This is a genomic window from Streptomyces sp. NPDC005775 (genome assembly GCF_042871565.1).
In the GTDB taxonomy this organism is placed as follows: domain Bacteria; phylum Actinomycetota; class Actinomycetes; order Streptomycetales; family Streptomycetaceae; genus Streptomyces.
In genome coordinates, this window is record NZ_JBIAIU010000006.1 from 241,520 (window position 1) to 255,140 (window position 13,621).

Genomic DNA, 13,621 nt, shown 5'->3' on the forward strand with positions numbered 1-13,621 from the left:
GGTCGGTCAGCGGCAGACGGCGAGCGCGTCCAACGCCACCGCGCCCTGTCCGCGGCCCAGCACCATCAGAGGGTTGATGTCGAGTTCGCAGAGGTCGTCGCCGAGTTCCAGCGCCATCCGCTGCACCCGCAGGACGACTTCGACGAGGGCGTCCACGTCCACCGGCGGGCCGCCCCGCACGCCTTCCAGCAGTGCCCGGCCGCGCAGTTCGCCGAGCATCGCCCGCGCCTGGTCCTCGCCGAACGGTGGCACCCGCACCGCCGCGTCGTGCAGCACTTCGACGAGTACGCCACCGAGACCGACCGTCACTGTCGGACCGAACAGGGCGTCCTGCGTGACGCCCACCATCATCTCGACGCCCCGCTCCACCATCTGGCAGACCAGGATGCCGTCCAGATCGATGTCCTCGTAGCGGGCGATGTCGGTGAGTTCGCGATAGGCGTCCCGTACCTGGCTCGCGGAGGTGAGGCCGACCTTGACCAGGCCGAGTTCGGTCTTGTGGGCCAGCTGTGCGCCGGACGCCTTCATGACGACGGGGTAGCCGACGAGCCCCGCCGCCCGGACGGCCGCCGCGGCGCTGGTCACCAACTGCTCGCGCGGCACCCGGATCCCGTACGCGCGCAGCAGCTGCTTCGCCGCGTGCTCGCTCAGCTGGTGGCCCGGTCGCATCAGGGCCTGCGCCTTGCGGAAGGAGGGGGACGGGGTGCGCGGCGCCTCGTCGAACGGGGAACGGTAGGAGGCGGCGAACCGGTGGTGGTCCAAATAGGCCTTCACCGCGGTGATGCAGTTGCCGAACGTACGGAAGGTGGCGACGCGGGAGGAGCCGAGCAGCGTCGTGCGGTAGGCGTCCTCGGTGCCCACCGGCGATCCCCACACCACACACACCAGCTTGTCCGTGGTCTCCGCCGCGTCGACCAGGTCCTGCGCCAGCTTGTCGCTCATCGGTGGGAAGGGGCCGGTGATCGGACAGATCAGGACCCCCACCTGCGGGTCGGCGAGGATCGCGTCGATGATCTTCCGGCCGCGCCAGTCGCCGACGGGGTGGCCGCCGTTGTCGACGGGGTTCGCCACGTTCAGGTAGTCCGGGATCCAGGTGTGCAGCTCGGCCTGCTTCTCCTCGGAAAGGGCCGGGAGCGACAGGCCGGCGCCCGTCGCCAGGTCGGAGAAGTGCGCGCCCGTGCCGCCCGAGATCGAATACACCACGACGCCGTCGGCGAGCGGCTTGCGGGCCCGGGCCAGGAGGGCTGCGGTGTCCTGGAGTTCGTCGAGGCCGTCCACCCGGATCACGCCGAACTGCCGCATCGCCGCGTCGACGACCTGGTCGGCGCCGGTCAGCTTGCCGGTGTGTGAAGCGGCCATCCTGGCCCCCGTCTCCGTACGCCCGACCTTCACCGCCACCACCGGGACACCGGCCCGTGCGGCCCGGTCCGCGGCGAGCAGGAAGGAGCGCCCGTCCTTGAGTCCTTCGACGTAGCAGGCGATGGCCCCGACCTCGGGGCGCTGGGAGAAGTACGCGATGAAGTCGGCGGTCTCCAGATCCGCCTCGTTGCCCGTGGGAGCCCAGTGCGAAAGCCGCACACCCAGCTCCTGGAGCGTGTAGACGGGGCGCCCCTGGTGGCCGGACTGGGTGATCAGCGCGATCGCCGGGCCCTCCAGGTCGTCGCGGAACTCCTCGAAGGCATTGAGGTTGGTGTTCGGGCCCAGCAGGCGCAGCCCCGACCGTTCGACCGCTGCGGCCAGGCGGGCCTGCGCGGCGGCACCCTCCGCACCGGTCTCCGCGAAGCCGGAGGCGAAGGCGACGGCGAACTTCACCTTGGCCTGCCCGAGCTCCTCGATGACGGGGAGCGGGTCGCCGACCAGCAGTACCGCCAGGTCCACCTGTTCGGGCAGATCGGCGACGGAGGGGGCGCAGGTCCGCCCGAAGACGGTCTCGCGCGTGGGGTGCACCGGATACAGGCGCGCCCCGACGCGCTCGGCCCAGGCGATCAGCTGACGGGTGATCCCCGTGTTGGGCCGCCCCTCGGTGTCGGAGGCGCCGATGACGGCGACGGACTGTGGCCGGAAGAACCGGTCCAGGTCCGGCACGGGCGCGTGCAGCGGACGGCCGCTGACGTCGAGGTCGCCCTCCGCGGCGGCGGCCGCCATGCTGTGGACGGCGGCATGCGGTTCCTCGCCGCAGGCCACCACCCTGGCGCGGAAGTCGGTGGTGAGGGTGCCGTGAGTCGATCCAAGCATCGTTCCGCCCACTCCTGCTCGAAGGTCCGTCGGCACGCGGGGTGCCCGGCCGGCGTCACAGCGGGCTCCGCCGAGCGAAGCCGAACCTGACGCACTGTCAGGTTACTGAACTGACGGCCCGTCAGGAATGGGTGTGCAGGCAAAGGCTGAGAGCGGACTGGCGTGAACCGACGGCGCGCGGGGCCCCTTCGCCTCGCATCGCCCTTCGGCTCCGGGCACCCGCACGGCATTGGACGGCCGACCCGGGGCCGTGCAGGGGAGTCCCCGCAGGGCGCCGAACGGATACCCGGGTTGCTCCGCGTCCCCGCTGAACGTTCGGCGACTGAGGAGACGCCCGGGAGCGGGCCCGGGTCACCCACCACGGGTGCGCCCACGGGGGCCGGGCCGCTCCTTCGAGTCCCCCCGGCGCTTGAGGGCATGGCGACGCGCGGGGCTGACCGCACCCGGTTCGCACCCCGCGCGGCCCGGGGCTGCCCGCACCCGGGTTCGCATCCCGCGCCCGGCCCGGGCCCCGCCCGGGGTCACCCCGCCCGGGGTCACCCCGCCCGGGGTCACCCCGTGCGGGGTCACCCCGTGCGGGCCACCCGCTTCGCGATCTTCTGTGCGTCCAGGGCCATTTCGCGGAACATGCCGCTGATCGGGTTGGTGAATCCGGTGAAGTACAGGCCGGGCGCCTGCTTCGGCGTGCGGCCGCCGTGCGCCACCGGGCGGCCCCGGGCGTCCAGCACCCCGAGGTGGCCGACCAGCGGTTCCAGGGCCCGCAGGTACCCGGTCGCGGCGATCACCGCGTCGGGGGTGACCCGGCTCCCGTCCGCCAGCACCACCGCGTCCTTGTCGAACGACGCGACGGCTGCCACCGGCACCACCCGGCCGCCCTTCACCGCGTCGATCAGCCCGACGTCCTGGACCGGGATGGCCCCGTCCTTGACCCGGGAGTACAGGCCCGTGTCCGGCCGGGGGAGCCCCTGTCCGGCGAGGTCCGGGACCGCGACGCGGCACATCAGGCGGCCGGCCCGGTCGACGAGCGCGACCGGCAGCCGGCGCACCAGGATGCCGGTCGCCTGCGCCGGCCAGCCCGCCGTGGAGCGGCGCACGATGTGCGGAACGGTGCGTACGGCGAGCCGTACGCGGGACGCCCCGCCCTCCACCAGGTCGACGGCGATCTCGGCCCCCGTGTTGCCGACGCCCACGACGAGGACGTCCTTCCCGGCGTACGGGGCCGGGTTGCGGTACTCCGAGGCGTGCAGCAGTTCGCCGGTGAAGGTGTCGCGCCCGGACCAGTCGGGGATGCGCGGGGTGTGGTTGTAACCGGTGGCCACGACCACGGCCCGGCCGGTGAGTTCCCGCCCGCCGGTCGCGGTCAGGCGCCACCCGGTGCCGTCCGCCGCCCGGTCGACGCGGGAGACCTCGACACCCGTGACCACTTCGAGCCCGTGGTGCTCGACGTACTTCTCCAGGTAGCGCACCACGTCGTCCCGGGAGACCCAGCGGCCGAACCTGCGGGGCATGGGCAGCCCGGGGAGGGCGGACCAGCGCCGGGTGGTGTGCAGGTGCAGCCGGTCGTAGTGGCGCCGCCAGGACGCGCCGACGTCCCCGGACTTCTCCAGGACGACGGCCCGGACCCCCTGCGCGCGCAGGGCCGCGGCGGCGGCCAGACCGCCCGGGCCGCCGCCGATGACGTACACGGGGCGGTCCTCGGTGATGTCGGTGGGGGCCGGGGTGCTGCTGCTACCGGTGGTGGGTGTGCTGTCGGACATGCTTCGGAGCGTAATCGCGCGGTTCCTTGATGGGTCTCGGTCAAGACCGGAATCGATTGCGAATTGATCACGGGTGCGCACCTCTTGCGCGGGCCGCCGCCATCGGGTGAACTGACGTACCGTCAGATTCGGTGAACGGAGGACCCCATGCGAACGATCTGGCTCGACGGAGCACAGTGGCTCGCCGTGCTCCGCATAGGCCTCGGCCTGTGGTGGCTGGAGAGCTGGCGCCACAAGGACAGGAAGGGCTGGTTCGAACGCGGCACCGGCATCGCGTGGGCGGCGGACGTCGCGGGCAAACACCGCTGGCCGGTGGTCCGGACCGGCTTCGAGAAGATCGTCGCGCCGCGTCCGAAAGTCATGGCGTACGTCGTCGTGTACGCGGAACTCGCCCTCGGTCTCGGTCTGGTGGCCGGGTTCCTGACCCCCGTCGCCCTGGTCGCCGGCCTGCTGCTCAACCTGCTCTACCTGGTGCTGATGATCCACGACTGGGCGGAGCAGGGGCAGAACGCGATGATGGCGCTCATCTCCCTCGTCGCCCTGTTCGCGATGTCCTGGCAGGCCTGGTCCATGGACCACGCGCTCGGGCTCTTCCTGTGACGGGCGCGACGCGGTCCCCCCGCTACGACCTCCCGGAGCCCGACGCCTTCACGCGCCCCTACTGGGACGCCGCCGCCGAGGGGCACCTGCTGCTGCGCCGCTGCCGCGCCTGCGACCGGGCGCACCACTACCCGCGCGAGTTCTGCCCCCACTGCTGGAGCGAGGACGTGGCCTGGGAGCGCGCGAGCGGCCGGGCCACGCTCTACACGTGGTCCGTCGTCCACCGCAACGACCTGCCGCCGTTCGGCACCCGCGTTCCGTACGTCGCCGCAGTCGTCGACCTGGCGGAGGGGCCGCGGATGATGACGGAGGTCGTGGAGTGCGAGGCGAACGCGCTCGCCATCGGGATGGACTTGCGGGTGACGTTCCGGCAGGAGGAGGGGCACGAGGCGGTGGCGGTCTTCCGGCCCTGAGCGGGGCGCGCGGGGACGGTGTCCCGCCCACCGGGACGGAGCGCTGTCCGGCCGGGCCGGACCGGTTTGGATGGGCGCCACCGGTCCGGTTTGCCCGACTGCTGGGAGTACACGCATGCCACTCGAAGGACGCGTCGCGATCGTCACCGGCGCCGGGGACGGGATCGGCGCCGCCGTCGCCCGGCGGTTCGCCGCCGACGGGGCCAGGGTGCTGGTCGCCGAACTGAACGAGGAGACCGGCCGCGCCACGGCCGAAGAGATCGGTGGCCGTTTCGTGCGCACCGATGTAAGCGACAGGGCGCAGGTGCTGGCGATGGTCGATACCGCGCTGCGGGAGTGGGGCAGCGTCGACATCCTGGTCAACAACGCCTGGGGTGCCGGAGACGTCGGGCGGGTCGAGAACAAGACCGACGAGATGATGGCGCGTGGTCTGGGAGTCGGCTTCTACGGGCCGTTCTGGGCGATGCGAGCGGCCTTCCCGCACATGAGGGAACGGGGATGGGGCCGGGTCATCAACATGTGCAGCCTCAACGGCGTGAACGCCCACATGGGGACGCTGGAGTACAACACCGCCAAGGAGGCCCTGCGCACCCTGACCCGGACCGCCGCCCGTGAATGGGCCCCGACGGGTGTCGTGGTCAACGCGATCTGCCCGGGTGCGAAGAGTGCGGCCTTCCGGCGGATGATGGGCGACCACCCCGAGCTCGGGGCGCAGGCCGACGCCGCCAACCCCATGGGCCGGATCGGTGACCCCGACCTGGACATCGCCCCGGTGGCGGCGTTCCTCGCGGGCGAGGGCGCGCGCTACGTCACCGGCAACACGCTCTTCGTCGACGGCGGATCACACATCAACGGAGTCGCGTGGGCCCCGGACCTGCCGTGAGGGGCCGTGGCCCCCGTCGCCGCGCGCCTCGGCCGGGGGCCCGAGGACCCGGGCGGCGGCCGGAACACGTGCGGTGTCACGCTGGTGGTCCTTGATCCGCACAGCCGCGAGGGAACCACCGATGAACACCGGCAGCTACTACGAGCGCATCGACGACCACTGCTTCAAGCCCACCGCCCACGCCGGCGGCGCGTGGAGCACGGACGAAGTGCACTTCAGCCCACTCGGTGGCCTCCTCACCCACGCCATCGAGCGGCACCTGGCCGACCGGCCGGGAGACGCTCTCCTGCTGTCCCGGATCAGCTTCGACATCCTCGGCCGGCTCGCGCTCGACGCGTGCGAGATCCGGGTCGAGACCCTGCGGCCCGGCCGCACCATCGAACTGGTCGAAGCCGTCGCCCTCATCGGTGACCGCCCGGCCGTGCGGGCCAGGGCCTGGTGCCTCGCCGCCGGCGACACCGAGGCCGTCGCCGGGGGCGGAGCCGAACGGCTCACCGATCCCGGGGCACTCGCGCCCTGGCCGATGGCCGACCTCTGGCCCGGCGGGTACATCGCGTCCCTCGACGTGCGCCCCGTGGCGCCGCCCCGTCCGGGACGGACGACCGCCTGGATCTCGACGCCCCTCGACCTCGTCGCGGGCGAGCCCGTCGGCCCACTCGCGTCGTACGTCGCGCTCGTCGACACGGCCAACGGCATCGCCGTACGCGAGCAGCCCACCGCCTGGATGTTCCCCAACGTCGACCTGACGATCCACCTGCACCGCCGGCCCGAGGGCCCCTGGACCGGGCTCGACACCACGGTGGTCTTCGGCCCCACCGGCCAGGGGATCACCAGCACCGTCCTGCACGACATCAGCGGACCCGTCGGCCGGGCCGAGCAGATCCTCACCGTCCGGCCCGTCCAGGTGTAGTGACCCGCTTCAACAACCCCGCGGGGCCCTAGCGCGACAGCTCCTTGCGCCGCTTGCGGCGTTCGCGGAGGTTCGGGTGGCGGATCACCACGCCGCCCATGCCGCACGTGCCCGTGATCCGGAGCACCGGTGTGCCGGGCAGGCGCTCGCCCGACGTCTTGTCCTTCAGGCCGCCCAGGCCGAGGTCCAGCGCGTCCGTCTCCGCCTTCCAGCCCTCCGGGACCACGCACACCACCCCGGCCATCTGCGCGTCCACCTCCACCTCGATCTCGCGCAGCCGGCACTCTGCCTGCGTGAAGTCGAGGAGCACGCCGCCCATGCCCCCGTACGCCTCGATCCGCGGCGGCACCTTCCAGCGGCCCCTGCGCTGTGCGCCGTGGATGCCGCCCTTCAGGGTCAGCGGCTCGCCCGGGTCGAGGACGGCCGGTCCCAGGTCATCGGTGAGCGGGGCGAGTTCGGCGTGGGTCCTGGCCGTGAGCGCCAGATCCAGGCGCTCGTCCAGCTCTTCGAGATCGATGCGCCCCTCGGCGGCGGCCTCCCGCAGCTGTTCCACGACCGCTTCACGGTCGGCGTCGGAGGCGCGCATACGGCCGGCGGATCGCGCGGGCTCTGCAGTCATGCAGCAGATGATACGGACGGTGGTACGTGAGTCCAGCGCTCCGGATCGACCGTGCGGCCCCTCAGTCCGCCCGCCGGGTGCGCTCCAGCCACGGGCCGAACTCGCTGTCCAGGACCAGGCGTCCGAGTTTGCGGTACTCGGCGAGCACGGCCGAGACGAGCTGCCGCGTGTCCAGGGGAAGGCCCGACTCCGCCGCCTGGTACGCGGCGGTGACCGCGCAGGCGCGGATGGAGCCGCCCGTCAGCTCGAAGCGCTCCGCGCAGGTGCGCAGGTCGAGTCCGGGGGCGCGGGGGATCTCCGTACCCAGGCAGCGTTCCCACAGGGCCAGGCGCTGCTCCTTGTCCGGTACGGGGAAGTCGGCGACCACGTCGAGACGGCGGGTGAACGCCTCGTCGAGGTTGGCCCGCAGGTTGGTGGTGAGTACGGCGATGCCGTCGAAGGACTCGATCCGCTGGAGCAGGTAGGCCGACTCCACGTTGGCGTGCCGGTCCTGGGCGTCCTTGACCTGCGAGCGCTTCCCGAAGACGGCGTCCGCCTCGTCGAACAGCAGGACCGCGTTGACGTCGGACGCCTCGACGAAGATCCTCTCCAGGTTCTTCTCGGTCTCCCCGATGTACTTGTCCACCACGGAGGACAGGTCCACGACGTAGAGCTCCATGCCCAGATCGGCCGCGACGACCTCCGCCGACATGGTCTTGCCCGTCCCGGACTCCCCGGCGAACAGGGCGACGATGCCCCGTCCCCGGCCACCGCCCGGCCGCATGCCCCACCGGCCGAGCACCTGCTCGCGGTGGCGTGCGCGCAGGGCCAGGTCGGACAGCTGGCGGCGGGTCGACGGGGGCAGCACGAGGTCGTCCCAGCCGACCGTCGGTTCGATGCGGCGGGCGAGCCGGGCCAGCCCCGCGCCGTTCTGGGCCCGGACGGCGGTCCGCAGGTCCTGCGCCTGGACCGGGCGCCCCTCCAGACCGGCCAGCCGGGAGGCGACGGCGGCGGCCCGGCGGATCTGGCCGGAGTCGAGCCGGTAGGCGCGGGTGGCGTCGACGAGTTGCGCCTCGGCCGCCGCGGTCCCGGCGGCGAGGCCCTCGGGGGCGCCCGCCCCGGTGAGCGCCCGGCGCCACCGCCGTGCCGCGTCCGCCGGGTCCGGGGGCGGCACGGGGACCGTCACCGGGCTCTCGGCGGCCCACAACGGATCCCAGTTCTTCTTGCCGTACATGATCAGGGGGGACCCGCCGCCGACCGCCTCGCAGAGCCCGCCGATCAGCCCGGCGCCCTTGGGCTGCTCGGGGACGAGCGACTCCAGTGGCCCGACGACGAGTCCGCCGCCCGTCAGCCGCGCCTCCGTCGCCAGGACGCGCCAGGTCCGCACCGGCTCCGGGGCGGCGGCCAGGGCCGCGACGTCCACCACCAGCGGGCGGTGTCCGGCCGCGAGGAGCGCGTCGGCCGCGAGCCGGCCGGGGTCGCCGCCCCGGTCCAGCAGATGCACCAGACCGCTGCCGGTACCGAGGGCCGCCGCGACCCGCAGCGTCGTCGGGTCCCGGTCCGGCTCCTCCTCCGGCCGGGCCACCCGGACGAGACCGTGCAGTCTTCCGTCCACGCCGTCGTCGCCGAGGAGATGAGCGGTGACCCGGTCCGGTACGCGCAGGACGCGTGAGAGCAGCGGGCGTTCGGCGTCCAGCACCTCCAGCAGCCCGGCCGCGACCAGTGGCGAGGACGGCGTGAAGCGGAAGCGGCCGGGGCCCGCGGCGGGCAGTCCGCAGAGTTCCAGGGCGAGGCCGATCGTCGCCCGCCGCCGGGTGAGGTCGTCGTTGAGATAGCCGTACAGCCACTCGAACCGGGCGTCGATGTCCGGGGCCATCGCGACGAGCAGGAGGTCGACGTCCGGCGCGACCAGACCGAAGCTGTCCGCGAGCGCGCCGAGCCGCCCCCCGGCCGGGGAACGCGCCGGGTCACCGGGGCCCTCGGCCGGCACGGGGAGGAACGCGTCGCGCGACTCCAGGATCCGCTCGGCCGCGGCGGGGGTGAGGTATTGCCCCCGGTACGGATCGTTCGGCTCCGGGTCGGACTCCTGGCGCAGCGCGACCGCGTGCCGTACCCGCCGCTCGATGTCGCCCAGCCGTTCCCAGAGCTCCTCGACGGCCGCAGGCGGGGCGCCCGCGTCCGGCTCCTGGAATCCGGCCGGGGCCTGATACGCCGTGGTCACCGGGACGGACCTCCACGCCTGCGGCGGCCCGGCGGGAGCTGGCGTTCACGCTCCGCCGCGAAGCCCTGCCCGCGGGGCTCCGACGCCCCGTCGTAGCGCAGCCGTCGCCCGGGTTCCGTGGCCTCGCCGTCCCGCCCGGGCGCCGTGCGTACCAGCAGCCCTTCGGTGACCGGCGGTCCGGCGACCGTCACCTCGCCGGCCAGCGGCGCCCACACCCGCAGGTCGATCGCGGCCTTCAGCTCGCCGCCGAGCGCCGACCACACGTCGACGGTGGACGGCCGGTCGGCGGAACCCGCCGTCGCCGCCTCCATCTCCACGGTCAGCCCGAGTGAGGCGAGGCTGCCGGTGAGCATCCGGGTGGGCAGGGCGTCCGTGTGGATCACGCAGCGCAACACCTCGGAGAGCAGGCGGTGTTCGTCCTGCGGCCGGTTGGTCCACGCGGTGAGCAGATAGGTCAGTTCGAACCAGCGCGGAGGCGTCCGCCGCCCCGTGACCACGCCTTCGTCGTCGTACTCCTCGGTGGTGCCGGTACGGCGACGGGTCGCGTCCTCACGGATTCCGTAGAGGAAGATGCTGACCGTCGGCGCGTTGCGGCGCGCCGACCAGTCGCTCGTCGGGGCGTCGAAGACCAGGTCCACCCCGCTCTCCTCGAGGCCGGCGTCGACGAGCAGCAGCCGTAGCGCCTCGTCCACTTCGTGGATCACCGGCGTGCCATCTCGTCCGGCGGGACCATGGTGCCGCTGACCACCAGGAACGGTGTGGTGACGGGGCTGAACCCAGGGCCCGAAGCGGTGATGGTGCGCGGACCCGTCCGGTCCTTCACCAGGATCAGCAGCTGTGCGATGAAGGTGCCGTCACCGGCCGGCCGGGTCGGCACGGCGGCTGCCGTGATTCCGGGCGTCCAGGTGAGCTTCACCGGGACGCCGGGCGGGAAGTCCTTGCCGCGCACCGAGGTGACGAACCCCGGCTTGCCGATCGCCGGCACCGAGATGATGCGGGGCTGGAGGATGCGCAGCGGGATGCGGGAGGCGTTGTCGCCGCGGTCGGCGTCGGTGCCGGTCGTGGTCAGGGTCCCGGTGATGTGCGTCCACAGGGCCCGGTCGGGGGCGAGCACCACGCGCAGGACCGAGGAGGCGCCCGGCGCCAGGTCGGGCAGCGCGCACGTTCCGGAGGTGCAGCCCGGCGGGAGGGTGGCCACGGGGACCCCGGCGGGCAGTCCGAGGCGCAGCCGCAGGCCGGTGGCGAGCGCGTTCTTCCCGTTGCGCACGGTGTACGTCACCACGACGCGCCCGCCGACGTATCCGGGGCTGGGCTGCGCCCGCACGACGACTGCGGGACCCGCTTCGGGCTCGGGCGGCAGGGGGGCGGGCGGCTGTGCGGGGGGCTGCTGGGCGGGCGGTTGCTGGGCAGGCGGGGGAGGCGAGTGGGGAGTGGAGGGGGTGGGCGCCGAGGGCGTCGGGTCGGGCAGCTGGGGGACGTCGCGGACCCGGACGTCCGTTCCGGTGGCGTTGTCCGTGGGGTTCGGGTCGACGACGGCTCCGGTGACCGACCAGCCCATCCGCCAGGGCCCCGTGGTCACGCCCGTCAGCCGCACGGTGACCTCCACCTCGGCTCCGGGTGCCAGGACGCCGAGGTCGCAGGTCGGCGAACCGGTGGTGCACTTGCCGGCGGAGGCGGTGAGCTCCTCCAGGCGTACGCCCGGCGGGGTGTCGGCGACGAACGTGGTGCCGGGGGAGGGTGCGGGGCCGTGGTTGGTGACGGTGACCGTCACCGTGACCGACGAACCGGCTTCCACGGAGGGGCTGGTGGGCGGTGCGGTCAGTGCCAGGTCGACCTGCTGCTGGAAGGCGGGCTCCTTCTGGCGGCCCGGGAGCTTCGCGGTCAGCGGCGTCAGGGTGCCGGTGGCGAGGTCGAGTTCGGACAACTGCTCGGGGGAGTTCGGTGCGATGTCCCGGCGGTGGCTCAGCACCAGCCGGGCGCCGTCGGGCGACCATGCCACGTCACGGGGCTGGTAGGGCCCGCTCGCCGAGACGTCCGGGATCTGCTCGCCGCACGCGTTGGGGTCGTTGCGCTTGTCGGACGGCAGCACGACCCGGCAGCCGGTGCCGTCGGGCGAGGTGACGACGATGCTCGCCCGGTGATTGATCTGGTCGGCGCGGTCCTTGCGGTTGAAGGCGATCGCCTTGCCGTCGGGGGAGAAGGCGGGGCTGTCGTCGATGACCTTGCACTCGTCGAGGCAGCCGGTCTCGGTGTCGCTGAGGTCCCGCTGCTGCTCAAGGGATTTCACCGGGGCGGTCCAGATGTGCTTGATCCCGCCGAGGCCCCGGATCACCTGGTTGCGGGTGAAGGCGAGCACGGTGCCGTCCGGCGACCAGGCGGGCTGGGCGTCGCCGCCCACCACCTCTCCCGCGGGCGGGACCACTTCGCCGATGATCTTCTTCGTGTCGCGGTCGGCGACGAGCACCCGGCTCGTCCGCGTCGCACCCTCGGCGCTCGGGGGGGACGTCCGGGTGAACGCCAGCTTGGTGCCGTCCGGGGAGAAGGAGGGGTCGGTGTCCCAGTCCTGGGCGCCCCGTCCCTCCAGGTCCATGGCCACCTCGTTCGTCCCGTCGGTGTCGGCCAGCCAGATGCGCTGGATCCGCACGCCGTTCACGGTCTCGAAGCGGGTCACGGCGATGTTCCGGCCGTCCGGCGTGTACGTCTGCCGCTCGGTCCAGGGGTCGTAGCCGGGGGACGGGTGGAACAGCGGATCGTCGGCGGGGTCGTCGCTGGTGTTCGTCCGGGCGTCCGGGTCCTCCCGCAGCACGTCGAGCCGGAGGTCGCGGGGGTCCGAGCCGTCCTGTCGCATGTCCTGGAGCGTGACGAGGTCGGCGTCCTTGGTGGTCCGGCGGGTGACGATCACCGACCCGGAGTCCGCCGGCCCGAGCCAGGCCGGTGCGTCCACCTGCCGGTCCTCGAAGAGCATGCTGTCGGGAGTCACGTCGCCGGCGGAGGTCGTCCGGTACACGTGGTCGTACAGGGCGCATCCGCAGTCCGTGTTGGGGCTGAGGAAGAGCAGGCGGTTGCCGTCCGGGAGCCAGGCTGCGGAACGGGTGCCCCAGCCGGCGCGGGCGCCGGTCAGCAGGGGACGGACGGTTCCGGGGCCTTCGGTGATCCGCAGGCGGTACCCGGTGTCCGTCGTCGATTCCGGCTCCACCCGCAGGGTGTACGCGATGAGGGACCGGTGGGTGGTGTCGCCCACCGGGTTCCACTCGGGCTCGCTCGCATCGCCCTGCGTGCTGTCGCTCACGCACGTCACCGTGCCGCCGGACAGGGCCCGTTCGTAGATCTGAGTACCGGGCTCGGGGCCGCCGTCACTCGCGTACGCGATCCGGGTGCCGTTCGGGGAGAGCGTCGGGTGGGTCTCGTCGGCGGGTGTGTTCGTGAGCCGCCGCAGGCCCGTGCCGTCGACGCCGACCGACCAGAGGTCACGCTGAACCGATTCTCCGGCTCCCGGTTCGGCGGAGTCGAAGACCACGGTCTTTCCGTCGGCGGAGAGTTCGGGGTGCGCGGCGTCGCGGCCGATGGTGAGCCTCAGTACGGAGCCGTCCGCATCGCGCACGTATACCTGGGGCTTCACCTCGTCGCGGAGGCTCGTGAAGACCAGCGCCTCACCGCGTCCGAAGGCGTCCTGGTCGTAGTGCGCCGGGCCGGTGGCGAACAGGTCCTCGGTGAGCGTGCCGGACGTGACCTTCCCGAGGCTGCGATGCCCGTTGCCGGCGAAGGCGATCCGGCCGGTGTCCGTCGGCGCCGGCTCCGAGGCGGCGGCCGCCGGGGTGGCACCCAGCGGTGCCGAGACGGAACCTGCGACCAGCAGCGGAGCCAGCAGCACCACCACACCGCTCAGTCGGCGCAAACGGGTACGTCGTACCGGGACAGCAGGACCGCCCACGGTCCACCTCACAGTCTGATCGATGGTTCTCCACCCTCAAGCATCGTGCGTGGGGGGTGGCGTGGACAGAGGC

General features: G+C 73.1%; 10 protein-coding genes. 4 read left to right on the top strand and 6 right to left on the bottom strand.

Annotated elements, in window-relative coordinates; genetic code table 11:
• Positions 1-6 precede the first annotated feature (6 nt).
• Together ACFYPA_RS16730 and ACFYPA_RS16735 are read right to left on the bottom strand one after the other, a co-directional pair.
• Positions 7-2,235: an acetate--CoA ligase family protein gene (locus tag ACFYPA_RS16730; protein ID WP_359078065.1), complete on the bottom strand. Its 2,229-nt coding sequence runs from the start codon at positions 2,233-2,235 to the stop codon at positions 7-9.
• Positions 2,236-2,801: 566 nt separating this feature from the next.
• Positions 2,802-3,992, bottom strand: coding sequence for a flavin-containing monooxygenase (locus ACFYPA_RS16735; protein WP_389132437.1), 1,191 nt, complete (start codon positions 3,990-3,992; stop codon positions 2,802-2,804).
• 147 nt (positions 3,993-4,139) lie between these two features.
• On the opposite strand from ACFYPA_RS16735, the gene ACFYPA_RS16740 reads away from it, so the two are divergent.
• From ACFYPA_RS16740 to ACFYPA_RS16755, 4 genes are all read left to right on the top strand, one after another.
• Positions 4,140-4,592: a DoxX family protein gene (locus ACFYPA_RS16740; protein ID WP_389132439.1), complete on the top strand. Its 453-nt coding sequence runs from the start codon at positions 4,140-4,142 to the stop codon at positions 4,590-4,592.
• Positions 4,589-5,005 carry a Zn-ribbon domain-containing OB-fold protein gene (locus ACFYPA_RS16745; RefSeq protein WP_389132441.1) on the top strand — a complete coding sequence of 139 codons (417 nt, stop codon included), beginning with the start codon at positions 4,589-4,591 and terminating at the stop codon, positions 5,003-5,005. The genes ACFYPA_RS16740 and ACFYPA_RS16745 overlap by 4 nt, the downstream gene beginning before the upstream one ends.
• Before the next feature lie 115 nt (positions 5,006-5,120).
• Positions 5,121-5,888: an SDR family oxidoreductase gene (locus ACFYPA_RS16750; protein WP_359078073.1), complete on the top strand. Its 768-nt coding sequence runs from the start codon at positions 5,121-5,123 to the stop codon at positions 5,886-5,888.
• A gap of 121 nt (positions 5,889-6,009) precedes the next feature.
• A complete protein-coding gene (locus tag ACFYPA_RS16755; RefSeq protein WP_359316152.1) occupies positions 6,010-6,798 on the top strand; it encodes a thioesterase family protein in 789 nt (262 codons plus the stop codon).
• Positions 6,799-6,826: 28 nt separating this feature from the next.
• On the opposite strand, the gene ACFYPA_RS16760 is transcribed toward ACFYPA_RS16755, so the two are convergent.
• From ACFYPA_RS16760 to ACFYPA_RS16775, 4 genes are all read right to left on the bottom strand, one after another.
• The gene (locus ACFYPA_RS16760; RefSeq protein ID WP_389132445.1) at positions 6,827-7,417 is read right to left on the bottom strand and encodes a DUF1707 domain-containing protein; all 591 of its coding nucleotides are present in this window, start codon (positions 7,415-7,417) and stop codon (positions 6,827-6,829) included.
• A gap of 61 nt (positions 7,418-7,478) precedes the next feature.
• Positions 7,479-9,617 carry an AAA family ATPase gene (locus ACFYPA_RS16765; protein WP_389132448.1) on the bottom strand — a complete coding sequence of 713 codons (2,139 nt, stop codon included), beginning with the start codon at positions 9,615-9,617 and terminating at the stop codon, positions 7,479-7,481.
• Entirely contained in the window at positions 9,614-10,321 is a 708-nt protein-coding gene (locus tag ACFYPA_RS16770; RefSeq protein ID WP_359078078.1) for a DUF4255 domain-containing protein, read from the bottom strand. Before ACFYPA_RS16770 ends, ACFYPA_RS16765 begins: the two co-directional genes overlap by 4 nt.
• The gene (locus tag ACFYPA_RS16775) at positions 10,318-13,548 is read right to left on the bottom strand and encodes a hypothetical protein (protein ID WP_389132451.1); all 3,231 of its coding nucleotides are present in this window, start codon (positions 13,546-13,548) and stop codon (positions 10,318-10,320) included. The genes ACFYPA_RS16770 and ACFYPA_RS16775 overlap by 4 nt, the downstream gene beginning before the upstream one ends.
• Positions 13,549-13,621: the final 73 nt, after the last annotated feature.

What these genes read in the sequence shown, in the direction of transcription:
- ACFYPA_RS16740 (WP_389132439.1), top strand. Translation starts at nt 4,140, where the DNA reads ATGCGAACGATCTGGCTCGACGGAGCACAGTGGCTCGCCGTGCTCCGC.
- ACFYPA_RS16730 (WP_359078065.1), bottom strand. Translation starts at nt 2,235, where the DNA reads ATGCTTGGATCGACTCACGGCACCCTCACCACCGACTTCCGCGCCAGG.
- ACFYPA_RS16760 (WP_389132445.1), bottom strand. Translation starts at nt 7,417, where the DNA reads ATGACTGCAGAGCCCGCGCGATCCGCCGGCCGTATGCGCGCCTCCGAC.
- ACFYPA_RS16750 (WP_359078073.1), top strand. Translation starts at nt 5,121, where the DNA reads ATGCCACTCGAAGGACGCGTCGCGATCGTCACCGGCGCCGGGGACGGG.
- ACFYPA_RS16755 (WP_359316152.1), top strand. Translation starts at nt 6,010, where the DNA reads ATGAACACCGGCAGCTACTACGAGCGCATCGACGACCACTGCTTCAAG.
- ACFYPA_RS16735 (WP_389132437.1), bottom strand. Translation starts at nt 3,992, where the DNA reads ATGTCCGACAGCACACCCACCACCGGTAGCAGCAGCACCCCGGCCCCC.